Genomic DNA, 26,333 nt, shown 5'->3' with positions numbered 1-26,333 from the left:
TTGCGCCGCACGGGTGGGTTCAGACCTCGTAGCGGTAGACGCCCTGGTGGCCGAGCATCTCCCGCGGGCTGATGTTCCACGGCGGCATCGGCTCGTCCAGCGCGATCACCCGGCCGCGCTGGGCGTCGCCCGGCACCGGCGCCCTGGCGGGCCGGTACCCGGAGGAGGGGTGCCGCTGCTGCCAGCGGTCCCAGAGCAGGTCCACGAAGGCGTGGTGCAGCCAGAACACCGGGTCGTTGGGCGCCGTACCGCCCGTCATGTGGCCGCCGATCCACTGGTGGACCTTGTTGTGGTTGCGCCAGCGCTCGCTCTTCGGCGCGGCCCAGCCCTCCAGCCTGTTGCGGAAGCCGCCCGCCGTGGAGTCCCAGGGAGAGGCGTCGTACGTCGGGTCGTCGATCGCCCACTGGAGTTCGGCCGGGGTGGGCAGGCTGACCGGGTTCTGCGGGCGGCCCAGGTTGCGGGTCAGGTACCGGGCCTCCGTGATCCCCACGGTGATGGTCCAGTCGCCCCTCGCGTAGGCGAACGGGCCGGTCATCACCTGGCGGTCGGAGGAGCGGCCGGTGCCGCCGAGGAAGTCCTCGGCCCACAGGGAGGAGACCGGGCTGGTGTCGGTGGTCCAGTCCCAGTACGGGATGCTGACGCCGGGGTCGAGCGCCCGGAGCTCCTTCTCGAACTCCACGAGGTAGCGGCGGTGCCAGGGGAAGAACGACGGGGACATGTGGCCCACCCGGAGCCCCCGGTCCCGGTCGGGCACGAAGTACTTGTCGTGGGTGCGCACGAACCGGTCGTAGGTCCCGTTGCGCTTGAGCTCCAGGACGGCGGCGGTGAACCGCCTCTTCTGAGTGCTGGTCAGGTTCTTCTGGTTCTGCCGGGTGTACACCTCGGGGCTCCTCCCGTTCCCGTGCGTCAGCCGCCGTGGTGGGGGGCGGCGAGGGCCAGCTGGGTGGTGCCCAGTTCGTCGATGGCGGCGCGGGCCAGCTCCAGCGGGGTCGCGAACGACTGGAAGTGGTTGATGCCGCTGAGGTAGCTGCCGTCGGCGCGGCGCATCACGTGCAGCGGGCGCCCGTCGATGCGCACGGCCGTCCCGGCGAGCTCGACGGCGATGTGCCGGCCGCGGTAGGTCTCCTCGGCGAACGGCGCCGGGGTGAGCGTCTGCCGGGGCCGCCGGGCCCGCAGTACCGGGGCCAGCGCGGCGGCCGTCCCGGCCAGCACGGCGGCGGTGAAGGCCGTACGGAGGACCGCGCGACGGGTGAGTGGTGCGGCGGCCGGTGCTGTGAACATACGGTCTCCCTCGCTCGGTGGTCCGCGTACGGGGACTAACGCGGACCAGCGAACGAGGTCACCCCGTCGGGGCCCCGGCTATGGGGACGGGAGTTCCGCGAAGTCCGCCACCAGGGTGCGGTGGTGGCCGGCGGAGCCCAGGGCCAGGACGTCGGCCTTGGCCCGCTTCAGGTACAGGTGCGCCGGGTGTTCCCAGGTCATGCCGATGCCGCCGTGCAGTTGCACGCACTCCTCCGCGGCCCGGACGGCCACGCCCGAGCAGTACGCCTGGGCCACCGCGACCGTCAGCGGGGCGTCCGGGGAGCCGGTGGCGAGCGCGTCCGCGGCGGCGCGCGCCGCCGCGCGGGCCGAGGCCACGTCCAGCCAGAGCCGGGCCAGCCGGTGCTTGAGGGCCTGGAAGGATCCGACGGGCCGGTTGAACTGGTGGCGGCCCCGTACGTGGGCGACGGTCTCCGTCAGGCACCACTGCGCTAGCCCGAGCTGCTCGGACGCCAGCAGCCCCGCCCCCGACAGCAGCGCCCCCGCGACCGCCGCCCGCGCGGTGGCCGGGTCCCCGAGCCGGGTTCCGGTGGCCGCGTCCAGCTCCACGGTGGCCAGCGGCCGGGTCAGGTCCAGCGGGACCGCCCGTACGAGCGTGGCCGCCGCCGCCGGGACCGCGTACAGCCCGGTGTCGGCCAGCACCAGCAGCACATCGGCGGCCACGGCGTCCGCGACCGGGCCGACGCTCCCCGTCAGGACCCCGCCCCCGGCGTCCCGCACCCCGGAGGGCAGCGGGGCCCCCGGCGCCAGCGTCAGCGGCACGGCGGGCACGCAGACCCGCGCGCCCGCCGCCACCTGCGCCAGCAGCCCGGCGACCTCGGCCGAGGTCGTGTCGCAGCCGAGCAGGATCTCCGTCGCCAGGACGGCGCTGGTCAGGTACGGGGCGGGCGCGACGGCCCGGCCCAGTTCCTCCAGGACCACGGCCGCCTCCCGGTGGCTCGCGCCCTGCCCGCCGAGCTTCTCCGGGACGAGCAGTCCGGCGGCCCCGATCCCGCCCGCGAGGGTGCTCCACAGCTCCGGGTCGTACGGCCGGTCGGTCTCGGCCCGGGCGAGCACGCTCGCGGCGTCGCAGCGGTCGGCGAGGAGCGCCCGTACGGCCGACCGGAGCTCCTCCTCGGTCTCGGAGTACAGCAGGTCGAAGGGGGCATGCGAGGCCATCGGGGTCGTCCGCTCCGTCTCGTCCGTCATCGGGCCAGGTCCTTCCAGGCGATGTCCTTGTCGTCGCGCGGTTCGGCGGGCAGCCCCAGGACCCGCTCGGCGACGATGTTGAGGAGGACCTCGCTGGTGCCGCCCTCGATGCTGTTGCCCTTGGCGCGCAGGTAGCGGTAGCCGGCGTCGCGGCCGGTGAAGTCGACGATTTCGGGCCGGCGCATCGTCCAGTCCTCGTACAGCAGGCCTTCCGCGCCGAGAAGTTCCACTTCCAGGCCGCTGATCTCCTGGTTCAGGCGGGCGAAGGTGAGCTTCATCCCCGAGCCCTCGGGGCCGGGCTGGCCGGCGGCGAGCTGCTGGCGCAGCCGTTCCCCGGTCAGCCGGGCCACCTCGGCCTCCACCCACAGTTCCAGCAGGCGCTGGTGCAGCGCGTGCGTGCGCAGTTCGGGGCGGTCGCGCCAGAGCGCGGAGACGGGGCCGATCATGCCGCCCTCGCGCGGGATGCGCATGCCGCCGATGGAGACGCGTTCGTTCATCAGGGTGGTGCGGGCGACCTCCCAGCCCTGGCCGACGGCGCCGAGGCGGTGGGCGTCGGGGATCCGGACGCCGGTGAGGAAGACCTCGTTGAACTCGGCCTCGCCGGTGATCTGGCGCAGCGGCCGGACCTCGACGCCCGGGGCGTGCATGTCGCACAGGAAGTACGTGATGCCCCGGTGCTTGGGCAGACCCGGATCGGTGCGGGCGATCAGGATGGCCCAGCGGGCGGTGTGGGCGCTGGAGGTCCACACCTTCTGCCCGTCGACGATCCAGTCGCCGAAGTCCTCCTCGCGGACCGCGCGGGTGGCGAGCGCGGCGAGGTCGGAGCCGGCGCCGGGTTCGCTGAACAGCTGGCACCAGACCTCCTCCCCCACCCACAGGGGCCGCAGGAAGCGGTGCTTCTGCTCCTCGGTGCCGTAGGCGAGGATCGTCGGCGCGGCCATGCCGAGGCCGATGCCGATCCGGCGCGGGTCGTTGCCGGGGGCGCCGGCGGCCTCCAGCTCGGCGTCGACGACGGTCTGGAGGGAGCGCGGGGCGCCGAGTCCGCCGAGGCCCTCGGGGTAGTGGACCCAGGCGAGTCCGGCGTCGAAGCGGGCCCGCAGGAAGTCGGTGCGGTCGCTTTCGCCGGGCGGGTGGGCGGCGAGCAGGTCCCGTACGCGCGCGACCAGTTCCTCGGAGGTGATCATCGCGAGCCGCCTCCGTCCAGGGCCGGTACGACGACCAGCCGGCCGGCGGTGGTCCCGTCGGCGAGGCGCTGCACGGCGTCCGCGGCCCCGGCGAGCGGGACCCGTTCGGTGACGAGCGGTTTCACGGCGCCCTCGGCGGCGAGCCGGGTGAGCTCGGTGTGGCAGGCGAGGACGGCGGCGGGGTCCTTGGCGGCGTAGAGCCCCCAGTGCAGGCCGAGCACGGCGTAGTTCTTGACCAGGGCGTGGTTGAGGGCGGGGGCGGGGATGGTGCCGCTGGCGAAGCCGACGACGACGATCCGGCCCTCGAAGGCCACGCACTTGGCGGAGGCGGTGTAGGCCTCGCCGCCGACCGGGTCGTAGACCACGTCCGCGCCGCGTCCGCCGGTGAACTCCTTCACGCGGGCGGCGATCCGGGCGGTGTCGTCGACGGTGCGGTCGATGACCAGGTCGCAGCCGAGTTCCTCGGCGGTACGGGCCTTGGCCTTGCCGCCGACGACCCCGATGACGGTGGCCCCGGCGGCCTTGCCGAGCTGGACGGCGGCGCTGCCGACCCCGCCCGCGGCGGCGTGGACGAGCAGGGTCTCGCCGGACCGGAGGCGGGCGCGACGGTGCAGGCCGAACCAGCCGGTCTGGTAGCCGATGTGCAGGGCGGCCGCCTCGGCGTCGTCGAGGGTGTCGGGGGCGGGCAGCAGGGCGCGCTCGGAGGCAATGACGTACTCGGCGAAACCGCCGTGCGGCAGGCTCGGGTTGGCGATGACGCGGCGGCCGTCTTCGGTCTCGCCGCAGATCTCCACCCCGGGGGTGAAGGGCAGCGGGGGCCGGATCTGGTACTGGCCTCGGGCGAGCAGCGCGTCGGGGAAGTTGACGTTCGCCGCGAGCACCTTCAGCCTCACCTCCCCCTCGCCGGGGACCGGTTCGGGGACCTCTTCGAGACGCATGGCCTCGCTGGGTTCGCCGGGGGTGTGTACTCGCCATGCCTGCATCCGGGGCCTCCAGCCGCCGTCGAGGAACCACGCTCGGCCGCATACTAAGCGGTCGCTTGCCTGATTGGGAACCGTCGGGAGGCCCCGGGAGCCTTCGGGAGGCGGAGCGGAGGGGGCCCGGCAGAGGACCTGCCCACCCCGGGCCCGAAAACAACCCGCGCCAATCGCGCCACTCGCGTCGCTCCTGCGGCAGCATGTGACGTGCACGTGTCATGACTCAACGGGGAACAGCACATGTCCAGGGGGGACCTCCACATGAGAAACAGCATGTCCGCGGCCGGAGCCGCGACCGCCGCCGCGATCGCCCTGTCGGGCCTGATCACGGCGGCCGGCCCGGCCGCCGCGGCCACGCCGGGCCCGGCGGCCGAGAAGGCGTGCGCACCGGCCGTCGTCAAGCTGGCCGACATCGCGGCCGGGCCCGCCGGGAACGGCGGGACGGTCAAGGCCTTCGGGGCGAACGGCCTGATCGCCGGCCAGAGCCGCGGCCTGCCGGCGTACTGGACGGCGGACGGCACGGCGCACGCGGTACCGGTGCCCGAGGGGTTCCAGTCCGGCGAGGTCAAGGCCGTGAACGCCAAGGGCCTGATGGTCGGCGCGCTCCGCCGGCCGGGCGACTACGACCACAGCTTCGCCTTCACCTACCAGCAGGGCGCGGCGGCGGTCGCACTGGTCAACTCCGCCACCACGCCGAGCACCCTGACGGACGTCAACGACGCCGGCCGGGTCGTCGGCATGGACGCGGGCGTCCCGAAGGAGTGGCTGAACGGCACGGTGGTGCGCGAGCTGCCCGTACCGGCGGACGCGCACCCCTCCACCAAGATCACCTCGGTGGACGGGATCAACAAGCGCGGCGACATCGTCGGCACCGCCCTCACCTACTACTGGGAGGACGACGTCGTCACGAGCAAGAGCTTCCCCGTCGTCTGGCCCGCCGGCGGCGGCTACCCGCCGTACAGCCTGCGGGTCTGGACCGACTCGGACTACACGGTGGGCACGCGCGCGACCGGCATCGACGACCTGGGCCGGGTCGTCGGACACGAGGACCGCAGCTACCGCGACTGGCAGGAGCGCAAGCCCGCCGCCTGGAAGAAGCCGTACGACGCGCTCCCGGCCGACCCGGGCCGGGTCGGGGGCTTCGAGCACCTCACGCTCGACGCCATCAGCCCGACCACGAACGTGAGCGTCGGCACCGCCGTCACCTTCGTCGAGGGCTACGCCAACCACATCCAGGCCGCGTACTGGCCGGGCAAGGGCTCCCCGCTGGCACTGCCCCACCCGGCGGGCGCCGCGCCGGACTCGCGCAGCGAGGCCTTCGCCGCGTCGGACGACGACCGGGTGGGCGGCACCTTCTACGACTGGAACACGATGACGGCCAGCGCCGTGGTGTGGACCTGCGCGAGCGGGCAGGCGTACGCGCCGAAGGCGTAGCGGGGACGGGGAGCGGGGCGGGGAACAGGCCCGGGTTCCGCGGGGGCGCGGCCATGGCCATCTGAGCGCCCGCGCGGTATCGATGGCCGCATGGAGAACCCTTCACGGAACCCCGCGCAGGACCCCGCGCAGGACCCCGCGCGCGGGCTGCCCGCGCCGCCGCCGCTCGGCGCCGCCGCCCTGCCCCCCGGTACGTACGAGGGGCAGGTGGTCCTCGTGACCGGCGGCGGCTCCGGGCTGGGCAAGGCCATCGCCGCCGAGTTCGCGCGGCTCGGCGCGGACCTGGTGATCGCGAGCCGCCGGGCGCGGCAACTGGAGGCGGCGCGCGAGGAGCTGGCGGCCGTCCCCGGCGCGGGCCGGGTGACGGCCGCCGTCTGCGACATCCGGGACCCGGAGCGGGTCGCGGAGGTCTTCGACGCGGCGCAGGCGGCGGTCGGGCTGCCGGACGTCCTGGTCAACAACGCGGCCGCCAATTTCCCGTCGCCGGCGGAGGACCTGACGCCGGGCGCGTGGCGGGCGGTGGTCGACATCACCCTGACCGGCACCTGGTTCATGACGCGGGAGTTCGGGCGGCGGCACCTGGCGGCGGGGACGCCGGGCTCGATCGTGAACATCGGCGCCTCGTACGCCTGGACCGGCGGGCCGGGGTTCGCGCACAGCGCGGCCGCGAAGGCCGGTGTGAAGAACCTGGTGGAGACCCTGGCGGTGGAGTGGGGGCCGTACGGGATCCAGATCAACGGCCTGGTCCCGGGGCTGTTCCCGCACCCGGACCTGCCGGAGGCGATCACGGCCGGGCTGGACGGCGGACCGGGCGGCGGGACAGGCGGCGGACCGGGCGGCGGGCTGGACGCGCGCCAGCCGGCCCTGCGGGTGGGCGCCCCGCGCGAGCTGGGGTGGGCGGCCACCTTCCTGGCCTCGCCGTACGCCCGGTTCGTCACCGGGCACACCCTGGTCGTGGACGGCGCCAACTGGCAGCGCCGCACCGTGGTCAACCCGGAGCTCACCCCCCTGCGCACCCAGCTGGGCCGCGGCCCCTTCACCCCGTGAACAGCGGGTGCCCGCGCCGCGCGGCCGCCGGCGGGGGTCAGGCGCCCGTGAAGCGGGGTGGGGTGCGGGCGGACCGGGCGGTGTAGCCCTCGCGGCAGTCCTCGGAGGTCAGGGTCAGTGCCGCCGTCATCGCGACGCCGTCCAGCGCGGCCGCCAGCCCCGCGTCCGCGTAGGCGTCGATCCCCCGTTTGATCCCCTGCACCGCGAGCGGCGCGTTGGCCGCGATCTCCGCCGCCACCTCCCGTGCCACGCCGTCGAGTTCGCCCGTCGGAACCACCAGCTGGACCAGCCGCAGCCGCTCCGCCGTCTCCGCGTCGATCCGCCGGCCCGTCAGCGCCAGGAACTTGGCCCAGCCCGCGCCCGCCTCCCGCGCGATCCGCAGGTCGCCGCCCGCGTCCACCGCCACGCCGAGCCCGGCCTCCGGGAGGGCGAACACCGCGTCCCGCGCCGCCACCCGGACGTCCGCCATCAGCGCCAGCTCGAAGCCGAACCCGAGGCAGTACCCCTGCACGGCCGCGACCACCGGCTGCGGCAGCCGCGCGAGGACCGCGAAGCGCTCGTGGACCCAGCGGATGCCCTCGTAGTAGTTCCGGGTCCGCTCGGCGGCCGAGGCGCCGGTGATCGCGCCGCCCGGGGCGGTGACGTCGATCCCCGCGCAGAAGGCCCGTCCCTCCGCCCGCAGCAGCACCACCCGTACGCCCGGGTCGAAGCGGATCCGGTCCGCGAGCAGGCCGAGCTGGCGCGTGGACTCCCAGCTCCAGCCGTTGAGCTTGTCCGGGCGGCAGAGGGTGAGGACCGCGATGCCGTCCGCGACCTCCAGGCGGATCCGCTCCTCACCCTCCGCGATCTCCGTGGACACCGTGTCGATCATCCGAACCGGACCCCTCTCGACCATTCCTGACGAGTCGTCAGACACGGTAGGGGGCGGCGGTCAGCGCGGGAAGACCTCGAACGTGACCGCAGGCCGGCCGCCGAACCGGGGCGCCGCCTGCCGCGCGTTGCCCGTGAGGAAGGTGCGGCAGTACTCCTCGGGGTCCTGGTCCGTCAGCACCTCGATGTACGCCTTGTGCTCCATCAGGGACTTCACCGAACGCTCCAGCCCCGGCCCGGCATCGGCCGCGTGCGTCGGCGTGGCGGAACCGGCCACCGCGACCCAGCGCACCCCGTTCCACGGCTCCAGGCCCCGCTCGGCGATCAGCTCGGGGAAGATCCACCGGTTGCCGGCGTCACCGGCCGCGTCCAGCGTGGCCCGGCCGACGGCCTGGTGGTCGGGGGTGTTCCAGTAGCCCCCGCCACCCTGTCCGCCCCAGGTGTCACGGTGGTTCAGGGTGATCACGAGCTCCGGCCGGTGCCGGCGGATGGCCGCCGCGATGTCCCGGCGCAGGCCGAGGCCGTACTCGACGACCCCGTCGCGGTGGTCGAGGAACTCCACCTCGGACACCCCGACCACGGCCGCGCTCGCCCGCTGCTCGGCCTCGCGCAGCGGGGCGCACTCCTCGGGGGCGAGGGTGTCGATGCCGGCCTCGCCGCGCGTGGCCAGGACGTACACGACCTCGCGGCCGCCGTCCGTCCAGTCGGCGATCGCCGCCGCGCAGCCGTACTCCAGGTCGTCGGGGTGGGCGACCACGGCAAGGGCGCGCTGCCAGTCGGTGGGCATGGGTTCCAGCTGCGCCGGTTGATCCACTTCTTTGGTCATGCTGCGCACCATAGGCGAATGGACGGGCACGGAGAGGTGGTTGCGCTCCTCGACGCCACCGGGACTTCTTCGAACCGGGCGCTGCCGGCTCGCCCCGGACCTGACGCCGCTGCCGGCGCCCGGGCCGTGCGCACCTGGTCCGCGCCGGGGCGCGTGCGGCGGAACGGCTGCGGCGGCGAGCACCTGCCCGGCACAATCCGTGAGGGTCCGTCACGACCGCCCTCACCTCTGGGAGCCACCGGTGTCCTCGCAGGAGATCCCCCTCACGCTCACCCCGCAGCAGGCGGCGCACGGAGTGATCCTCACCGTGCCGCTGCCGGGCGGGACCGGCACCGCCCGGCTCAGGATCCCGCCGACCTCGGACGGAGCCCTGGTCCGGGCGCGCCTCGGGGGCACCGACGTGCTGCTGCGCGTCCGGGTGGCCCCGGGTACGGGGCCGGGCACGACCCCGGGACCGTCCGCCGCCGGCAAGGCGGGCACGCGGGGGTGCCTGGTGGCGGTCGCCGTCCTCGCCGCCGTGACCGTCGGCCTGGTGCTGCTGAACCGGGGGGACGACGGGAACGACGGGGACGACGGGAACACCGCCGCCTCCGCCGGCCCCGTGCCCAGCCCCTCGTACAGCCCGTACTCGCCCGCCCCGGCCCCGCCGGCCACGGCCACGGCCGCCCCGGACGGCGGCGCGACCGCGAGCGAGGCCGCCCCCAGCCCGTTCGACTCGGGGACCTGTCTCAACGGGACGCTGCCCGACTCGACGACCGCGCAGACGGTCACCGGCGTCCGCGAGGTCTCCTGCTCGGCGTCCGACGCGCACTACAAGGTGATCCAGAGCATCCCGCTGACCTCGGACCTGAACCGCTGCAACGACAACCCGAAGACCCAGTACGCGTTCTCGTACCGCTACACCCGGGGCGGCGTCCCGCTCAACGAGTACGTGTACTGCCTGGTCGGGATCGGCTCGTACGCCCGCCCGTAGCGGGACGCCCCTACGCCTCGCCGCGGACCAGGGCCAGCAGGCGGTCCAGTACGCGCGGGCCCCCGGCACGGACGCCGTCGTGCTCGAACTCGTCCGTCACCCAGGTCCGCAGGCCCCGGATCGCGCGGGCGGTGCGCAGCGAGTGCTCGGTGTCCACGTACATGTCGTCGTGGTAGACGGCGGCGGCCACCGGGACCTCGTTGGCGGCGAGCCGCGCCGGGTCGTAGAGCGGCTCCCAGCCGGTGCGGGCGGCCAGCAGTTCGGCGGTCTCGCGCAGCGGGGCGAGCGCCGGGTCGGCGGTGAAGTGCCAGGGGTGGATGGTCTCGCCGGTGAACAGGAGCGGCTCGTCCCCCGCCAGGGTCTTGGCGGCGTCGAACCGCGGGTGCTCGGCGCGCACCCGCTCGGCGGCCCAGGCGGTGGGCGCGGCCGGGTCCTGGGCGTAGAGCGCCTCGTGGACGAGCGCGTACAGCGGGTGTCCGGCGAAGGAGAGCTGGCCGTGGACGCCCTCCAGGAAGGCGTCGGAGAGGGCGGGCCCGTCCGGGGTCGGGACGAAGGCGTCCTCCAGCAGGTAGTGCAGCTGGTGGCTGCCGTCGCCGGTGCCGAGGAGGATGCCGAGGGACTGGAACGCCTCGACGGTGAGCCGGTATCCGCCGGGGAGGCGGACCGGGGTCTCGGCGAGGTGCGCGGCGATCCGGCGGGCGCGCTCCACGTCCGCCGGGTAACGGGCGTAGTGGGCCAGGTTCTTGCGCTCGATCCGGGGGTACGCGGCCCGGTACACCTCGTCGGCGGTGGCGTCGAGCGAGGGCAGGCCGCCGGTGAGCAGCGCGGCGGCCAGGCCCTCGGGGGCGGTGGAGAGGTAGCGCGTGGCGCAGAACCCGCCGAAGCTCTGGCCCAGTACGGTCCAGGGCGCGCCGCCGGTCAGCCGGGGGCGGATGGCCTCGCAGTCGCGCACGATCGCGTCGGCGCGGAAGTGGGCGAGGTACTCGGCCTGCTGCCCCGGCGTGCCGCGCAGGGGCAGCGTCTGCCGGGACACCGGGGTGGAGCGGCCGGTTCCGCGCTGGTCGAGGAGCAGCACCCGGTACTCGGCGAGGGCCCGCCCCAGCCAGGCCTGCCGCCCGATGAACCGCCGGGCACCGAAGCCGGGGCCGCCCTCCAGGTACACCAGCCAGGGCAGGCCCTCGGGGTCCTTGCCGGTCGCGACGGCCTCGCGGGCGTACAGCTCGATGGACTCGCCGCCCGGGTGGGCGTGGTCCAGCGGGACGGTGAAGTGGTGGTCGGTCAGGACGACACCGGGCTGACGGTAACTGCGATCGGAGGTCACGGGAATCCCCTGAGTGCGGCGAGCGGAAACGGTCGGAGGGTGCCGGGTGCCGGCCGCGGCCGAGTCTACGTCCGAACCCCCCGCGCGGACCCCCCGCCATCGCCCCCGAAGGCTGCCCGGCCGACTCCCCGGCCCGGGCGGCGGCTTGCGGCCCGCCGGGCCGTTCGGCCCCCGGCCCGGCCAGGTCGCCCGGCCGGCCCGCCTGGCGGGTCGGCCGGGCAGCCGGGGGCGGGCGGGGTGGCCTGGGGTTAGAACTCCACGACCGAGCGGAGGACCTCGCCGCGTTCCATGCGGGTGAAGGCTTCCTCGACGCCGTCGAGCGGGATCGTCTCGGAGACGAAGGCGTCGAGGTCGAGGCGGCCCTGGAGGTAGAGGTCGATCAGCAGCGGGAAGTCCCGTTCGGGCAGGCAGTCCCCGTACCAGGAGGACTTGAGGGCGCCGCCCCGGCCGAAGACGTCGAGCAGCGGGAGTTCGAGCTTCATCTCCGGGGTCGGCACGCCGACCAGGACCACGGTGCCCGCGAGGTCCCGCGCGTAGAAGGCCTGCTGGTAGGTCTCCGGGCGGCCGACGGCGTCGATGACGACGTCCGCGCCGTTGCCGCCGGTCAGCGCCTGGACCGCCTTGACGACGTCCTCGGTGCGGCCGTTGACGGTGTGGGTGGCGCCGAGGCCCCGCGCCCACTCCAGCTTCCGGTCGTCCAGGTCCACGGCGATGATCCGCGAGGCGCCCGCGAGCCGCGCGCCGGCGACGGCCGCGTTGCCCACTCCCCCGCACCCGATGACGGCGACGGAGTCCCCGCGTCCGACGTTGCCGGTGTTCAGCGCGGCGCCGAGGCCCGCCATCACCCCGCAGCCGAGGAGTCCGGCGGCGGCCGGGGAGGCGGCCGGGTCCACCTTGGTGCACTGGCCGGCGGCGACCAGGGTCTTCTCGGCGAAGGCCCCGATGCCGAGCGCCGGGGACAGCGGGGTGCCGTCCTCCAGGGTCATGGGCTGGGTGGCGTTGTGGGTGTTGAAGCAGTACCAGGGACGGCCGCGCTTGCAGGCCCGGCAGGTGCCGCACACCGCGCGCCAGTTGAGGACGACGAAGTCGCCGGGCGCGACGGAGGTGACGTCGGGGCCGACCGATTCGACGACGCCGGCGGCCTCGTGACCGAGGAGGAAGGGGAACTCGTCGTTGATGCCGCCCTCGCGGTAGTGCAGGTCGGTGTGGCAGACCCCGCAGGCCTGGACCCTGACGAGCGCCTCGCCGGGGCCGGGGTCGGGCACGAGGATCGTCGTCGTTTCCACCGGTGCGCCCTTGCTCCGTGCGATGACCCCACGTACGCGATGTGTCACGTCATACCCCGCTCTGATCGGATCCGTCTGGATCATCGAACGTACACGGACGCGGAGCGGTGCGGGAGTTGTGTCACGCTTCGGCGCGCGGACTGGCCAGTTCCGGCGGCACGGCGGCCCGCAGCGCCGCGCCGAACGCGGCCACGGCGGGGTGCGCGCCGGCTCCGCTGCGGAAGGCGAGCTGGGTCCGGCGCTCCATCAGCAGCCGGGTGAGGCCGACGGCGTGGTCGGCGCCGGTGATGCCGAGCTGCGGTACGACGGCCACCCCCTGACCGGCCGCGACCAGGGCGAGGACGGTGGCGAACTCGTCGACCTGATGGCGGACCCGGGGCGTGAACCCGGCCGCCTGACAGGCCCGTACGGTCATGGCGTGGCAGAGGGTGCCGGGCGTCGCCGTGATCCAGGGTGCCTCCGCGTGGGTACGGAGCACCGCGCCCTGGTCGCGTCCCGCCTCCTCCGGGGTGCCCGCCGGGGCCGTTGGGGCCGCCGGGGCCGCCGGGGCCGCGAGATACATCGCCTCCCCGTACAGCGGCTCGGTGGTCAGGCCGGGCTCCCGCGGCGCGGGGACGAAGTCGTACTCGTGGACCAGGGCCACGTCCAGGTCGCCGGCCCGCAGCGCGTGCGCGACGGCCGCCGGGTCGGTCTCGCAGACCATCGGCTCCAGTCGCGGGTGGCGGCGGGCGAGGGCCATCAGGGCGGCCGGGACGATGGCCCGGGTGGCGGTGGGGAAGGAGCCGACGCGCAGGGCGCCGGCGAGCCCCGTGCGCGCTTCGGCGAGATCGGCCTCGGCCCGCTCCAGCCGTTCCAGGACGGCCTCGGCGTGCCGGACGAGGTCCTCCCCGGCGGGGGTCAGCCGGACCCGCCGGCCGGTGCGCTCCAGCAGCGGCAGGCCGGCTTCCCGTTCGAGGACGCCGAGCTGCTGGGAGACGGCCGAGGGGCTGAACGCGAGGGCCTCGGCGACGGCGGCGATGGTGCCGCGGCGGGCGAGTTCACGGAGCAGGCGCAGGCGCCGAACGTCGAGCATCGGCTCAGCTTACGGTTCGGGTAAGAAGCGCGAACTGGATTTGCCGGTTCGGGCGGGCGAGGCTCGACGGCATGACCACGCGACAGGACACCCGGCCCCAGCCCACGCTCTCCCTGCGGGGGATCCACGTACCGCTCGTCACGCCCTTCACGGCGGCCGGGGGGATCGCCACCGAGGCCCTGGAGACCCTCGCCCACGAGGTCCTCGACGCGGGCGCCGCCGGGATCGTGGCGCTCGGCACCACCGCCGAGACGGCCGCGCTCGACGAGGCCGAGCGGGATCTCGTGACCGAGGTCTGCGCGCGGGTCTGCGCGGAGCGCGGCGGGCTGCTCACGGTGGGCGCCGGGGCGAGCGGCACCCGGGCCGCCGAGGCCTCGCTCGCCCGGCTGGAGCGGTGGCCGGGGGTGCGGGCGGCGCTGGTGACGGTGCCGCCGTTCGTACGGCCCTCGGCGGCGGGGGTGCTCGCGCACTTCGCCCGGCTGGCCGAGGTCAGCCCCGTACCGCTGGTCGTCTACCACGTCCCGTACCGGACCGGGCAGCCGCTGGACGCGGGGGCACTGCGGGCGCTCGGGGAGCTGCCGGGGGTGGCCGGGGTGAAGTACGCCGCCGGGGGCATCGACCAGGACACGGTGGCGCTGCTCGGGGACCTGCCGGACGGGTTCGAGGTGCTGGCCGGCGACGACGCGTACGCCTCGCCGATGCTGGCCCTCGGTGCGGCGGGCGCGATCCTGGCCTCGGCGCACCTGGCGACGGCCCGTTTCGTGGAGCTCGCGGCGGCCTGGGAGGCGGGTGACGTCCCCCGGGCGCGGGCGCTGGGCCATGCGCTGGCCCGCGTCTCGGCGGCGGTCTTCGAGGAGCCCAACCCGACGGTGATCAAGGCGGTCCTGCACGCGCGGGGCCGGATCCCGACGGCGGACGTCCGGCTGCCGCTGCTCCCGGCGGACGGGGCCTCGGCGGCGCGGACCCTGCGGTCGCTGGCAGGCCTCTGACCACCGCCGAGCTCTGACCACCGCCGATCTCCGATCACCGCGGGGTTCTCCGCCCGCTAGGGGACGGTGTGGGCGATTCGCCGGTATCAGGCGAGTCGCCCGAATCAGGTCTGGGTACGGGCGAGTTGTCCGAATTCATCCTCGGCGCCTTTAAACCGTGATGTGAGTCACGCGGAGCACGCCAACATCATTTTCCGGAAACAGCCGATTCCCTTATCCCGGAAAGAAAGTTGGCCTTCCCGGGAAGGGGGCTTCATGGTCATTTAACGGACCTATTCCGAGAAGTCGATCTCCAGCCGGAATTCCAGTCTTGTTCCCACACCGAGGGACGGCCTACGGTCACCATCATTCCCGGTGGCCCCCTGCCGAATCCGGCCGCCGCCGTGGCTCTCCCGTCCCCCCACGTGAGGAATTGCGCCATGCCCGCAAAGGCTAAGCACCGTCGGCCGAAGCAGCACCCGATCGCCCGCAGGCTGGCGTTCGCCGGCACCGGCGGCGCGGCCCTCGCCCTCCCGCTGATCAGCGCGACCACGGCCGGGGCGGCCGTCACGCAGCCCGCCACCGTCGCCTCGGTGACCACGCTCGCCCCGGCCGCGGCACCCGCCGTGGAAAAGGCCGCCGTACCCCTCACGTATTCCGTCATCGGCGGGGACACGCTTTCCAAGATCGCGGCCCAGCATTCCGTGAACGGCGGCTGGCAGGCCCTTTACGACGCCAACAAGACCACCATCGGCGGCAACCCCTCGCTCATTCAGCCCGGCCTCAAGCTGACCCTCGGCACGGCCGCCAAGGCGGCGGCCGCACGGGCCAAGACGATCTCGGCCGAGCCCGCCGCCCCCACGTACGCGAACAATCTTGACGGCTGGATCCGGGAGTCCCTGGACGTCATGGCCAAGCACGGAATTCCGGGAAGCTACAACGGAATTCACCGCAATGTGATGCGCGAGTCCTCGGGCAACCCGATGGCCATCAACAACTGGGACTCCAACGCGGCCGCCGGCATACCCTCCAAGGGCCTGCTCCAGGTCATCGACCCGACCTTCCGGGCCTACCACGTGCCCGGCACGCCCATGGACTCCTACGACCCGGTCGCGAACATCACCGCCGCCTGCAACTACGCGGCCGCCCGCTACGGCTCGATCGACAACGTCAACGGCGCCTACTGACCGCCCCTAGGGCCTGTCCTTTCGGATCAGGCCCTAGAGCCACCCCTGGCGACGGGCGGCGCGGACCGCTTCCATGCGGTTGCGGGTGCCCGTCTTGCCGATCGCCGAGGACAGGTGGTTGCGCACCGTCGACTCGGTCAGGGACACCCTCGCGGCGACGTCGGCCACGGTCGCCCCGTCCGCCGCGGCGTTCAGCACGTCCCGCTCCCGCGCGGTCAGCGGGTTCGGGCCGGCGCCGAGCGCGGCGGCCGCGAGCGCGGGGTCGATCACCTTCTCCCCCGCGAGCACCCGGCGGACGGCGGCGGCGAGTTCCTCCACCGGCCCGTCCTTCACCAGGAACCCGGCGGCCCCGGCCTCCATCGCCCGGCGCAGGTAGCCGGGCCGGCCGAAGGTCGTCAGGATCAGCACCCGGCAGCCGGGGCACCGGGCCCGCAGGTCGGCGGCGGCGTCGAGGCCGCTGCGGCCGGGGAGTTCGATGTCCAGGAGGGCCACGTCCGGCCGGGCCGCCAGGGCGGCGGGCACGATCTCGTCCCCGGCGGCGACCTGCGCCACCACCTCGATGTCCTCCTCCATCCCGAGCAGCAGGGCCAGGGCGCCGCGCATCATCCCCTGGTCCTCCGCCAGCAGGACCCTGATCATCGGCTCTCCTCGCCCCCGTCGGCCGGCTCCACCGGGAGTTCGGCGGTGACCCGGAAACCGCGGCCGGGGGCAGGACCGCTTTCCAGAACGCCACCGGCCGCCGCGAGGCGTTCGGTGAGGCCGGTCAGACCACTGCCCGGCAGGGTCGACGCTACGCCTGCGCCGTCGTCGGTGATCACCAGCCGGACCCGCTCGGCCGAGCCGCGCACCTCGATCTCGCAGGTGGTCGCGCCGCTGTGCCGGATCACGTTCGTGGCGCACTCGCGGACCACCCAGCCCAGCAGCGCCGCCGCCTGCGGGGGCAGCGGGGGGCCGGACTGCCGTACGACGGACTCGATGCCCGCCGCCGTCAACGCGCCCCGGGCCCGGTCCAGTTCGGCGGCGAGGCTGGCCTCGCGGTAGCCGGTGACGGCCTCCCGTATCTCGGTCAGCGCCTGTCGGCCCACCGATTCGATGTCGCGGACCTGGACGAGGGCGGCGTCGATGTCGCGGGGCGCGATCCGGCGGGCCACCTCCGACTTCACCACGATCACCGAGAGGGTGTGGCCCAGCAGATCGTGCAGGTCGCGCGAGAAGCGCAGCCGCTCCTGGTCGACCGCCGCCCGGGCCAGCTCCTCGCGGGTGTCGCGCAGTTCACGCACCGTCCCGGACAGCGCGAGGATGGCCGCGGTGACGGCGCCCGACACCAGGGTCCCGTACACCACCCCGACCGCGTCCCAGCCCTCGTGGTACCCGGCCACCGCCGCCGCCGTGGCGGTGACCGCGAACAGCACCCGCCCGAGGGGGCGGCCGCGGAGCACGGCGCCGGTGGCGAGTCCCAGCAGCGGGAAGAAGAGCAGCCAGTTGCCCCCGTAGGCGGCGGCGAGGGCGAAGGTGACGAGGCCGAGCGCGGCCAGGCACCAGCGGGTGGCGACGGATTCCCGGGCCCCGCGGTCGAAGGCGCGGAACACCAGGCTGACGTAGAGGGAGTTGAAGGCGAGGAGGCCGACGACGCCGACCCACGGGTCGGGGGTCTCGCCCTTGAGGACGTTGGAGATCGACCCCATGCCCAGGAGCAGCCACGGCAGCAGGGCGAAGCCCCCGGGCGTACCGATCGGGCCCGTGCCGCCACCGTCGCGGCAATCCTCCTTGGCGCGCGCCGCCCTCCTCGCGCCTGCGCGGAACACGCGTGGGGTCCGGACCGCGGGGACGGGCTGCTTCGTGGTCTGCTGCTGCATGTGCACCACGCTAGGAGACCGGGCGGGGAGAGCGGCAGATCCACGTGTACGGACCCGGGCAGGACAAATGTCATGCCCGGGGAACCGCCATCAGGAGGCGACGACCTTCTTGATCTTGCCGTCGATGCCGGCGAGGACGTAGCCGCCCTGGCCGTACTCGTCGCTGAGGTAGGGCCGCATACAGGGGACCTGGTCCATCATCCAGGGCTCGACGATGACGTACCGCGAGGTCGGGTTCGGCATCTTGAGCTCCTTCTTCGACTTCTCCATCAGCTCGGGCAGGGCGTCCCAGCTGACCTTGGACATGTCGATCAGCGGCTCTTCCTCGTCCACCGTGCCGTCGGGGCCGGTCCGCTTGGCCGCGCCGTCGCGGTACTGCCACGCGTCGACGGTCTTGGCGTCGGGCGCGGTGGGGATGGAGGCGAGCACGTACCCGTCGTAGATCCTCAGGTCCACGAAGGTGGTGGTGCCGGTCTTCTCCTTGAACGCCGCCAGCGCGATACGGATGTTGGCGGGGGTGAGCATGCTGCCCTTGGCCGCGGTGTCGGAGCCGGCCTGGGAGGCGCTCGCCCTGGGGCCGGGCGTGGCGCCGCTGCCCGAACCAGAGCCCGAGCCGGCCGAGCCAGAGCCGGAACCGGAGGCGGGGGCGGAGGCGGAGTGGGAGGCCGTGGAGCCCTTCGCGTCGCCGCCCGAACCGGACCCGCCGCCGGGGAACGCCTGGACGAGGCCGATCACTCCGCCGGCGACGGCCACCGTCAGCAGGGCCGCTATCAGCGCCGGCCGGCGGCGCGGGATGCGCGGCGCCACGACGGGCGTGGTCGGCGCGTACGGGGATCCACCGCCGGGGTTGAACGACGGCGGGCTGAACGGCGGCGGGGTCGGCGGCCCGTACTGGCCGAGGACCACGGGCGGCGTGACCGGCGTCGCCCCGCCAAGAGCACTGCTCGCGTTCCGGAGCAGCAGTTCCAGCTGCTCGGCGTCCGGCCGCGCCGCCGGGTCCCGGACCAGCAGCCGCTCCAGTACGGGCCCCAGCGGACCGGACCGGACGGGCACGGGGATCGGGTCGTCGAGCACGGCCACCACGGTGGCCAGGCTGCTGGCCCGGCGCATCGGGTGCACGCCTTCCGCCGCCACGTACAGCAGCATGCCGAGGGACCACAGGTCGGAGGAGGCGAGCCCCTCCTCCCCGCGGACCCGCTCGGGCGCGATGTACTCGGGCGAGCCGATCAGCACCCCGGTGGAGGTCAGGGCGGTCGAACCGTGCAGGGCCGCGATGCCGAAGTCGGTCAGCACGGCCGAGCCGTTGGGCCGCAGCAGCACATTGGCCGGTTTCACATCGCGGTGCAGGACGCCCTCGGCGTGCGCGGCCCGCAGCGCGGACAGCACGTCGAGGCCGAGCCGCAGGACGTCCGCGACCGGCATCGGGCCGGTTTCCAGCCGGTCGTGCAGGGAGCCGCCCTTGACGAGCTCCATCACGATCCACGGGTGGCCGTCCACGCCCTCGGCGGGCTCGACGATGTGGTGGATCGTCACCACGTTCGGGTGCGCGAGCCGGGCCAGCGCCCGGGCCTCGCGGATCGCGCGTTCGCGCAGCTGGGTGGCCAGCCCGGGCTGCGCGGCCGCGGTCGCCGGGTCCGGCGGGCGCACCTCCTTCAAGGCCACGTCGCGGTGCAACGCGATGTCGCGGGCGCGCCACACCGTTCCCATGCCGCCGGCGCCCAGCGGGCTGATCAGTTCGAATCGGCCATCGACCAGCTGTCTGCCGGCCTCACTCGTGTCCATGGCCGGTCATCGTAGGCGCCCGGTGTGTCAGCAGCGGCGGCGGTCCACCGTCACCGTGCCCTGGGCGGTGGCCACCGTACGGTCGTAACAGCCGCCCGGTGCCCCCGCCCCGTACAGGCGGTGGCGCGCGGTGGTGGTGCCCACCGCGTGCCGCTGGTCGCGCGGGACGTTCGTGGTGTAGGTGGCGTCGCCCGTGTACCGGTCGTCGAGCCGGGAGGAGTCGACCGGGCGGCCGCCGCGCAGGGTGACGGTGTCGGCGCGGTCGCCCAGCGAGAGGACGGTGCGCAGCCGGTCTCCGGCGCCGAGGGTGGTGACGCCGTCCATGGTGTACGTGCGCTCGGTACGGGTGGTGGTGGCGCCGCGGGCCACGTCCTCCCGGTCGGTCCAGGTGGCGGTGAGCGCGTCCAGGCCCTCGCCGTCGGTCCAGCGGTGGACGGAGGCGCCGCGCACCTCGCGGCTGACGGTGGTGGTGATCCGGCCGTGGGAGGTGTCGAGGTAACCGGCGACGGTGAGGCGGTGGCCGCCCTCGGTGTCGAGGCGGTGCTCGGTGCCCGGGGTCCAGCGGGAGGAGTTGGCCGGTTCGCCCTCGTCGTGCCGGGTCAGGGCGCCGGTGACGACGGCGCGGGCCTCGTCCTGCCACAGCAGCAGGTTGGTCGGGGTGCTCCAGCCGCTCTGGCCGGCCGGGACGCCGGCGACGGAGACCTCGATCCGGTGCGGGCGGCCGTCGTTGAGGAGCGCGGCGTAGGGGGTGAGGTCGTAGAGGACGGGCTGGACGTCGAAGGCGCGGGGGCCGGGGGTCACGTACCAGAGGAACGGGTTGGACCAGCCGCCGGTCCAGACGGTGGGGAAGGGCGCGGCGATGCCGGCGAGCTGTCCGTCGACGAGGACGCGGACCTCGCGGTGGGGGCCGTCGGCGGCCTTGCAGGAGTACGGGGCGGCGTCGGGGGTGGTCAGGTACCAGTACTCCTCGCAGCCGCCGCCGGAGCCGGTGGCGTACACCTCGGCGAGGAGCCGTTCGGTGTTGCGGGGGGTGGTGACGGCCGGGGTGGTGAGCGGGAGGACCCGGTCGGGGGTGTCGGGGGCCGCCGGGCGGCCGGGGCCGCGCTCGGCGGCGTAGAAGGTGAGGGTGACCTTGACGTCGATGACGCCCGTGTAGGTGTCGTCGACCACGTTGCCGATGAGCATCTCGACGGGCTGCGGGCGCCTCAGGGTGTCGCGGTAGCGGGTGACGTCCTTCTCGACGGCCCAGCTGATGCCGTCGGGCGAGGGCTGGGGGGTGGAGGTACGGAGGATCTCGACGCCGCCCAGGGTGAGGTTGCCGAGGCGGTCGTACTGGCGGCCCTTGACCTTGCCGTCGAGGCGGAGCACCACCTTGGCCCAGGAGGCGGAGCCGCAGGCGGTGGGCGGGGTGTAGTCGCCCCGGTAGGGGGTGAAGTCCCGGAACCGCGCCTCGGCGAGGGTCACCTCGCACGCCCGCGTCCCGGGCCGCGCGACGGCCGGACCGGCGGTGACCGGATCGTGCCAGTCGCTCCCGAACTCGGCGGGGACCTCCCCTCCCGCGGCGCCCGCCCTGCCGGGGGCGCGCCCCGCCACGGCTGCGGCGGTGGTGGCGGAGAGCCCGGCCGGGCGGGCGCCGCGCGCGGTGGCGCGCCCCGGACCGGCGGGCGCCGCCACGGCCGTGGCGGTGGTGGCGGGGAGCCCGGCGGGGGCCGCGCTCGCGGGTGCCGCGGCGGCCAGCGTGCCCGCGGCGAGCGCGAGCGCGCCGAGCAGGCCCGTGATGTGTCGTCTCATGGGCCCGCAGTGAAACCGGCCCCGGCCCGGGCCCGCCAGAGCGGGCGCCCGGCCCTTGGCCTGATCTCGCCCCTGGGCCCCGGCGGATCGGGGGCATCGGCCTCGCCCGCGCCGGTCTTGGCGCTCTTGCGGGGGTTCGCGCCCTTGCGCCTTGACCCCGGGGCCGAGGCCGGCGAGCGCGACGCCTGCGCGGACGGCCGACCCGGCGATGAGGCCGCCGCCCCGCGCGGTCGGCCGTCCCCGACGAGCACCGCACCGCACCGCGCGGCGCCGCGCCCGGTCCCGGCGTGTGCGGCGGCTTCCGGAGCGGGGCGTTGGCCTCCCGGTCGGCGGGGTCAGTCGCGGGAGTTGCCGAACAGGATCCGGTAGCCGATCAGCAGGACCAGGGAGCCGGCGATGGCGGAGCCCCAGGTGGCGAGGTCGAAGAACTCGTTCTGGATCGGGCGGTCCAGGAACTTGGCGGAGAGCCAGCCTCCGGTGAAGGCGCCGGCGACGCCGATGAGGGTGGTGCCGATCAGGCCACCGGGGTCCCGGCCGGGGAGCAGCACCTTGGCGATGGCGCCCGCCAGCAGTCCGAGGATGATCCAGCTGACTATGCCCATGCCCGTGCACTCCGCTTCGTTCCGTCACGCCCGTCGGTCGGCGTGCTCACCAGCGAGGACGCGAAACGGCCGCGAACGGTTCAGCGCGGCCTCTCACGCCACGACGCGGACGATCGGCGTCCGGGTCAGCAGCATGACCCCGCGGGCCGCCGCGAACGCGCCGGTCACCGCCAGCAGGACCCCCAGCGCCCCGCCCTGGAGGCGTTCGCCGAGCAGGACCATGCCGATGGCGGCCGCGGCCAGCGGATTGGCCAGGTTCACCACGGCCAGCGGTGCGCCCAGCCCGCCCCGGTAGGCCCGCTGGGACAGCAGCATCCCGCCGACCGCGAACACCACCACCAGCAGGGCCACCGCGACGACGCGGAAGCTCAGCAGGGCCCCGCCGCGGCCGCCGGCCACCGCCACGGTCTGGGTCAGGGCGGAGGCCGCCGCGGAGGCCAGGCCGGACGCCGTGGCGTGGCGGAGACCCGAGCGGGGGTCCCGCCGTGCGGTGAGCAGCAGGATCACGGCGGCGGTGGCGCCCGAGACGGCGAGCGCCTCGGCCAGGCTGAGGGTGTCGTCGGGGGCCGGTCCCGAGGCGGGGAGCAGCAGCAGGCCGAGCCCGGCGACGGTGGCCAGGGTGCCGCGCCATTCGGTGGCCGCCACCCGGCGGCCTGCGCCGCGCGCGCCCAGCGGGACGGCGGCGACGAGGGTGAGCGCGCCCAGCGGCTGGACCAGCGTGAGCGGTCCGTAGCGCAGGGCGGCTGCGTGCAGCAGCGCGGCGGCCGCGTTCAGCCCGGCCGACCACCACCAGCCGCCGGAGCCGAGCAGGGCCTTCGCGCTGCGGGCGACGGCGCGCCGGGCGAGGCGTTCCTGGGCCACGGCGGCCGCGGCGTAGGTCACGGCGGAGGCGAGGCACAGCAGGAGGGCGAGGGCGGTGGCGTTCATCGTCCGGCCCCGGCGGTGACGGCCGCGGGCGCGGCGAGAGCGGTCGCGGGCGTGGGAGGCCCGGGCGCCGGGGCGGCGGCCCCGGACACGGGCACGGGCACGGCGGCGGACGCGGGCGCAGGCGCGGGCCCGGATACGGCGGCGGCGGGCCCGGACACGGCGGCCGGGGCCGCGGCGGCCGCCGGGGCCTTCGGGCCCGGCACGTGTCCGCGTACGACGGCGGCGGCGGTACGGGCCGCCACCGGCCTCGGGATCAGCAGCAGCGCCCCGCCCAGCAGCACGGTGGCCACGATCGCGTCGAGCCAGTAGTGGTTGGCGGTGCCCACGACCACCAGCAGCGTCAGCAGCGGGTGCAGCAGCCACAGGGCCCGCCACCGCGACCGGGTCGCGGCGATCATGCCGAGGGCCAGCATCAGGGCCCATCCGAAGTGCAGCGAGGGCATGGCGGCGAACTGGTTGGCCATGGTGTCGGTCGCCGGCGCGGCCCCGTACACGCTGGGCCCGTACACCTGGCCGGTGTCGACCAGGTGCGCGGCGCCGAGCATCCGCGGCGGGGCGAGCGGGAAGGTGAGGTGCAGGGCGAGGGCGGCGCCGGTGAGGACGGCGAGCACCCGGCGGGCCCAGAGGTAGTGGGCCGGCCGGCGGACGTACAGCCAGACCAGGAAGAGCGCGGTCGCCGGGAAGTGCACGGCCGCGTAGTAGGTGTTCGCGGTGTGGACGAGGGCGTCCCCGTGCAGCAGGAGCCGCTGTACCGCGCCCTCGCCGGGCAGGTGCAGGGCGCGCTCGGCGTCCCAGATCCGTCCGGCGTTGCGGTACGCCTCGTCCGTGCGGCCGGTCGAGAGCGTCCGGCCGGCCTTGTAGACGGCGAACAGGCCCGCGACGAGCAGCAGCTCGCGTATGAGGCGGCGCCGGGCGGCCGGCGGGCCGGGGGGTGGCCCGGCCGGTTTCGTAGGAGAGGTCATCCCCCGGTCTCACTTCCTGTGCAGCACATCGACACGCCAGTGTATCGATACATTCGCGTATCGATACGCAGGTGTAGCGATAAGCTCGTCTTCCCGTACACTCGCCCTACCGACCGAGCCGCCGAGGAGAGCCGCACCCCATGACGTCGACGCCGACCAGCGCGCGCCGCTCCAAGATCAGCCCGGAGCGGGTGCAGGAGTTCTACGACGCCGTGCTGGAACAGCTGCGCGAGCACGGCTACGAGGCCCTGACCATGGAGGGCGTCGCCGCCCGCGCCTGCTGCGGCAAGTCGACGCTCTACCGGCAGTGGAAGAGCAAGCCGCAGCTCGTGGCGGCCGCCCTGCGCGCGAACCGGCAGGGCACGCTCGCGGCCGTGGACACCGGGACCCTGGCGGGCGACCTGCGCGAGGCGGCCCGGATCGCGGCCGGCACCTCGGGGCGCGACACCCGGCTCACCCAGGCCCTCGGGCACGCGGTGCTCAGCGACGAGGAGCTCCAGGCGGCGCTGCGCGAGGCGCTGGTGGAGCCGGAGCTGGCGGCGTTCGACGCGATGGTCGCGCGGGCGGTGGCGCGCGGCGAGATCGGCCCGGACCATCCGGCCGTGGAGTTCCTGCCGGCGCAGCTGATGGGTGTGCTGCGGATCCGCCCGGTCCTGGAGGGCCGCTACGCCGACGCCGACTATCTGGTCCGGTTCGTCGACGCGGCCCTGCTTCCCTCGCTCGGGATCACCCCCTAGAACCGGCGGGCAGCCGTCTCCGATGACCGGACGGCGACCCGCCCGCGCTGCCTCGTGGGGACGGCGGCAGCGCGCCACCCGGACCGGGCGGCGGCCACTCGCGCGACGAGTGGCCGCCGCCCGATCTGTGCGGAACCGACGGGGCCCGCGGGGTCAGGAGCGGACGGGCCTCGGGATCAGGAGCGGACGGCTCCCATGGTCCGGGCGAACTCCTCCGGGCCCGCCTCGAAGCCGCGCACGGCGCCGTCCAGCGACCAGCTGCCCGAGGCGTCGCGGACGAACTCCGCGACCGTGGCCGCCGTGGCGCCCGCGACGGCGGCGAAGTCGGTCTCGGCAAGGTCCGTGTAGCCCTCGCGGATGCGCAGCCCGGTTCCGGGGATGTCCGCGAAGGTCTTCACACCCTCCCCCGCGCCCGTGCCCGCGTCGGCGTCCTGGATCACGACGCCCACCACCACGCGGCCCAACTCGCTCGACATCCGGGTGAGTTCGAGGGTCATCACCTCGTCGAAGCCGAAGCCCTGCCCGGTCTGGCTGTCCCGGTTCAGCGTGATCGTCCCGTCGGGGGCCCGGCTGCCGAAGTGCACGAGGTAGACCGGCTCCCCGTGCGGGTCCGCCGCGCCGTAGACCGCGGCGAGTATGTCCAGGTCGTTCGCGGGCGTGCCAGCCGGGCTGGGATCCCATCGCAGCGCGATCTCCACCTTGGCCAGGCCCTTGCGTACTCCGCTCACCGAACTCCCCCTCCGTGTACCGGGTGTTGCCCCGCCATGCTGTCATGCGCGCGTGAACGGGGGGCGAACCACCGTACGTTCCAGGCCAGTCGGGTCACTGCCCGAGGTCGACCCGTACGGTCTCCACCCAGCTCGGCGGCTCCGGCGCGGCGGCCCCGATCAGGGCGGCGATCAGCCGGCAGGACGGGGTCTCGGCCGGCCACGGCGTGTACCCGTCGGTCAGGACGACGACGATGTTCGGCCGGTCGGGCAGGGCCAGCGCGGCGCTGATGCCGACGGTCATGTCGGTGCCGCCGCCCCCGGCCAGGGTCACCTGCTCGGCGCTGGTCACCCGGGTCACGGCGTGCACGTCGGCGTCGCAGGCCAGGACGGCGACCCGCTGGGCGCCTACCCCCACCTCCCGCAGCACACCGGTGACTTCGGCGAGCGCGGCGGCGAGGTCGTCCTCGCCCATCGACCCCGAGGTGTCGATGACGATCGCCACCCGGGGCAGCGGCCTGCGCAGGCTGGGCAGCACCACGCGGCCGCCGAGCGCGGGCGTGCGGCGCGAGGGGCGGCGGTAGGTGTAGTCCACGGCGCCCGCCGCCCAGGCGGTGGCCTCCCGTACCGCACCGGACAGCGCCCGGCGCCAGTCGACGGTGGGTTCCAGCAGCTGCTCCGCCCAGCGCCGCCAGCCGGCCGGGACGCTGCCCCGGGCGCGCTGGTGGGCCCGGACGGCCTCGGCGGTCTGGCGGCGCAGCGCCTCGGCCTCCACGGCGCCGATCCGGGCCGGACCGGCGGCCTCGCCGAGTTCCCAGGGCATCGGGGTGCCGTGCGCGCCGGATCCGCAGTCCGCGCCGTGCGGGGACGAGGCCGGGATGGCGGGCAGGTAGCTTTCGAACATGCCGCCCGCGGGCAGGCCGAAGTCCCTTGGTTCCACCCGGCCTTCGGGCAGCCGCAGCCCGTCCGCGAGCAGGTCGTCGTTGATCTCGCAGTCCTGGGCGAGGTTGACGCGGAGGTGGTCGCGCTGGTCGGCGGCCGGGAGCCGGCCGGCCCGCGCGTGGTGGTCGCGGAGCAGGTGGGCGACCTCGTGGATCCACACCCCGGCCAGCTCGGTGACGGGCGTCGCGTCGACGAAGGCGGGCGCCACGTAGCAGCGCCAGTGCCGGTCGACGCCCATGGTGGGGACGCGCGAGGACGGGACCACCGTCAGCGCATACAGGGCGGAGGCGAGGTACGGGCGGTCCTGGGCGGCCTTGAAGCGGGCGGCGAGCAGCTTCGCCCGGTCCAGGCCGGCGGCGGTGCTCACGCGGTAC

Annotated in this window: 24 protein-coding genes and 1 pseudogene; 6 read left to right on the top strand and 19 right to left on the bottom strand. The window is 74.9% G+C overall.

Annotation, left to right across the window (positions count from 1 at the left end):
- Positions 1 to 19 precede the first annotated feature (19 nt).
- From EES41_RS32130 to EES41_RS32110, 5 genes are all read right to left on the bottom strand, one after another.
- Positions 20 to 880, bottom strand: a complete 861-nt coding sequence (locus EES41_RS32130; protein ID WP_123081444.1) for a tyrosinase family protein — start codon at positions 878 to 880, stop codon at positions 20 to 22.
- A gap of 26 nt (positions 881 to 906) precedes the next feature.
- Positions 907 to 1,281, bottom strand: a complete 375-nt coding sequence (locus tag EES41_RS32125) for a tyrosinase family oxidase copper chaperone (protein WP_123081443.1) — start codon at positions 1,279 to 1,281, stop codon at positions 907 to 909.
- A 78-nt stretch (positions 1,282 to 1,359) separates the two neighbouring features.
- Positions 1,360 to 2,508 (bottom strand): acyl-CoA dehydrogenase family protein, encoded by a 1,149-nt coding sequence (locus EES41_RS32120; protein ID WP_123081442.1) that lies wholly within the window; start codon positions 2,506 to 2,508, stop codon positions 1,360 to 1,362.
- Positions 2,505 to 3,692, bottom strand: a complete 1,188-nt coding sequence (locus EES41_RS32115; RefSeq protein ID WP_123081441.1) for an acyl-CoA dehydrogenase family protein — start codon at positions 3,690 to 3,692, stop codon at positions 2,505 to 2,507. The genes EES41_RS32120 and EES41_RS32115 overlap by 4 nt, the downstream gene beginning before the upstream one ends.
- Positions 3,689 to 4,675 (bottom strand): NADPH:quinone oxidoreductase family protein, encoded by a 987-nt coding sequence (locus tag EES41_RS32110; protein ID WP_123081440.1) that lies wholly within the window; start codon positions 4,673 to 4,675, stop codon positions 3,689 to 3,691. Before EES41_RS32110 ends, EES41_RS32115 begins: the two co-directional genes overlap by 4 nt.
- 255 nt (positions 4,676 to 4,930) lie before the next feature.
- On the opposite strand from EES41_RS32110, the gene EES41_RS32105 reads away from it, so the two are divergent.
- The gene (locus EES41_RS32105; protein WP_164495999.1) at positions 4,931 to 6,103 is read left to right on the top strand and encodes a hypothetical protein; all 1,173 of its coding nucleotides are present in this window, start codon (positions 4,931 to 4,933) and stop codon (positions 6,101 to 6,103) included.
- A 90-nt stretch (positions 6,104 to 6,193) separates the two neighbouring features.
- On the top strand, positions 6,194 to 7,150 hold the full coding sequence (locus EES41_RS32100) for an SDR family oxidoreductase (protein ID WP_123081438.1): 957 nt from the start codon (positions 6,194 to 6,196) through the stop codon (positions 7,148 to 7,150).
- A 37-nt stretch (positions 7,151 to 7,187) separates the two neighbouring features.
- On the opposite strand, the gene EES41_RS32095 is transcribed toward EES41_RS32100, so the two are convergent.
- Together EES41_RS32095 and EES41_RS32090 are read right to left on the bottom strand one after the other, a co-directional pair.
- The gene (locus EES41_RS32095) at positions 7,188 to 8,021 is read right to left on the bottom strand and encodes an enoyl-CoA hydratase/isomerase family protein (protein ID WP_123081437.1); all 834 of its coding nucleotides are present in this window, start codon (positions 8,019 to 8,021) and stop codon (positions 7,188 to 7,190) included.
- A 60-nt stretch (positions 8,022 to 8,081) separates the two neighbouring features.
- Positions 8,082 to 8,846: a PIG-L deacetylase family protein gene (locus EES41_RS32090; RefSeq protein WP_123082824.1), complete on the bottom strand. Its 765-nt coding sequence runs from the start codon at positions 8,844 to 8,846 to the stop codon at positions 8,082 to 8,084.
- Positions 8,847 to 9,087: 241 nt separating this feature from the next.
- Here EES41_RS32090 and EES41_RS32085 point away from each other — a divergent pair, with 241 nt between their 5' ends.
- Complete coding sequence (locus EES41_RS32085; protein ID WP_123081436.1) at positions 9,088 to 9,819, top strand: hypothetical protein; 732 nt, start codon at positions 9,088 to 9,090, stop codon at positions 9,817 to 9,819.
- Between the two features lie 10 nt (positions 9,820 to 9,829).
- Here the strand turns inward: EES41_RS32085 and EES41_RS32080 are convergent, their stop codons facing one another.
- From EES41_RS32080 to EES41_RS32065, 3 genes are all read right to left on the bottom strand, one after another.
- Positions 9,830 to 11,140 carry an alpha/beta fold hydrolase gene (locus EES41_RS32080; protein WP_123081435.1) on the bottom strand — a complete coding sequence of 437 codons (1,311 nt, stop codon included), beginning with the start codon at positions 11,138 to 11,140 and terminating at the stop codon, positions 9,830 to 9,832.
- 248 nt (positions 11,141 to 11,388) lie between these two features.
- A complete protein-coding gene (locus EES41_RS32070; protein ID WP_174261770.1) occupies positions 11,389 to 12,474 on the bottom strand; it encodes an S-(hydroxymethyl)mycothiol dehydrogenase in 1,086 nt (361 codons plus the stop codon).
- Between the two features lie 73 nt (positions 12,475 to 12,547).
- A complete protein-coding gene (locus EES41_RS32065) occupies positions 12,548 to 13,498 on the bottom strand; it encodes a LysR substrate-binding domain-containing protein (RefSeq protein WP_123081433.1) in 951 nt (316 codons plus the stop codon).
- 71 nt (positions 13,499 to 13,569) lie between these two features.
- Here EES41_RS32065 and EES41_RS32060 point away from each other — a divergent pair, with 71 nt between their 5' ends.
- Together EES41_RS32060 and EES41_RS32055 are read left to right on the top strand one after the other, a co-directional pair.
- On the top strand, positions 13,570 to 14,487 hold the full coding sequence (locus EES41_RS32060) for a dihydrodipicolinate synthase family protein (RefSeq protein WP_123081432.1): 918 nt from the start codon (positions 13,570 to 13,572) through the stop codon (positions 14,485 to 14,487).
- Between the two features lie 419 nt (positions 14,488 to 14,906).
- Entirely contained in the window at positions 14,907 to 15,653 is a 747-nt protein-coding gene (locus EES41_RS32055) for a transglycosylase SLT domain-containing protein (RefSeq protein WP_123081431.1), read from the top strand.
- A gap of 33 nt (positions 15,654 to 15,686) precedes the next feature.
- Here EES41_RS32055 and EES41_RS32050 read toward each other — a convergent pair whose 3' ends face one another.
- The 7 genes and pseudogenes from EES41_RS32050 to EES41_RS32020 all read right to left on the bottom strand — a co-directional run bounded on the left by EES41_RS32050 (position 15,687) and on the right by EES41_RS32020 (position 23,573).
- On the bottom strand, positions 15,687 to 16,292 hold the full coding sequence (locus EES41_RS32050) for a response regulator transcription factor (RefSeq protein WP_123081430.1): 606 nt from the start codon (positions 16,290 to 16,292) through the stop codon (positions 15,687 to 15,689).
- On the bottom strand, positions 16,289 to 17,518 hold the full coding sequence (locus tag EES41_RS32045; protein ID WP_123081429.1) for a sensor histidine kinase: 1,230 nt from the start codon (positions 17,516 to 17,518) through the stop codon (positions 16,289 to 16,291). The genes EES41_RS32050 and EES41_RS32045 overlap by 4 nt, the downstream gene beginning before the upstream one ends.
- A gap of 81 nt (positions 17,519 to 17,599) precedes the next feature.
- On the bottom strand, positions 17,600 to 19,291 hold the full coding sequence (locus EES41_RS32040; RefSeq protein WP_123081428.1) for a serine/threonine-protein kinase: 1,692 nt from the start codon (positions 19,289 to 19,291) through the stop codon (positions 17,600 to 17,602).
- 27 nt (positions 19,292 to 19,318) lie between these two features.
- A pseudogene (locus tag EES41_RS32035) lies at positions 19,319 to 20,842 on the bottom strand (peptide-N4-asparagine amidase); the annotation flags it as partial.
- A 575-nt stretch (positions 20,843 to 21,417) separates the two neighbouring features.
- Positions 21,418 to 21,684: a GlsB/YeaQ/YmgE family stress response membrane protein gene (locus EES41_RS32030; protein ID WP_037798748.1), complete on the bottom strand. Its 267-nt coding sequence runs from the start codon at positions 21,682 to 21,684 to the stop codon at positions 21,418 to 21,420.
- A 93-nt stretch (positions 21,685 to 21,777) separates the two neighbouring features.
- Positions 21,778 to 22,611 (bottom strand): hypothetical protein, encoded by an 834-nt coding sequence (locus EES41_RS32025; RefSeq protein WP_214355096.1) that lies wholly within the window; start codon positions 22,609 to 22,611, stop codon positions 21,778 to 21,780.
- Complete coding sequence (locus EES41_RS32020; RefSeq protein WP_123081427.1) at positions 22,608 to 23,573, bottom strand: phosphatase PAP2 family protein; 966 nt, start codon at positions 23,571 to 23,573, stop codon at positions 22,608 to 22,610. Before EES41_RS32020 ends, EES41_RS32025 begins: the two co-directional genes overlap by 4 nt.
- A 140-nt stretch (positions 23,574 to 23,713) precedes the next feature.
- Here EES41_RS32020 and EES41_RS32015 point away from each other — a divergent pair, with 140 nt between their 5' ends.
- The gene (locus EES41_RS32015; protein WP_037798745.1) at positions 23,714 to 24,310 is read left to right on the top strand and encodes a TetR/AcrR family transcriptional regulator; all 597 of its coding nucleotides are present in this window, start codon (positions 23,714 to 23,716) and stop codon (positions 24,308 to 24,310) included.
- Positions 24,311 to 24,486: 176 nt separating this feature from the next.
- On the opposite strand, the gene EES41_RS32010 is transcribed toward EES41_RS32015, so the two are convergent.
- Together EES41_RS32010 and EES41_RS32005 are read right to left on the bottom strand one after the other, a co-directional pair.
- Entirely contained in the window at positions 24,487 to 25,038 is a 552-nt protein-coding gene (locus EES41_RS32010) for a TerD family protein (RefSeq protein ID WP_123081426.1), read from the bottom strand.
- 94 nt (positions 25,039 to 25,132) lie between these two features.
- A complete protein-coding gene (locus EES41_RS32005; RefSeq protein ID WP_123081425.1) occupies positions 25,133 to 26,326 on the bottom strand; it encodes a VWA-like domain-containing protein in 1,194 nt (397 codons plus the stop codon).
- Positions 26,327 to 26,333 lie beyond the last annotated feature (7 nt).

This window comes from Streptomyces sp. ADI95-16 (assembly GCF_003721495.1).
GTDB lineage: Bacteria > Actinomycetota > Actinomycetes > Streptomycetales > Streptomycetaceae > Streptomyces > Streptomyces goshikiensis.
Note: the sequence above shows the minus strand (reverse complement) of the source record. Positions and strands in the feature narration are given on the sequence as shown.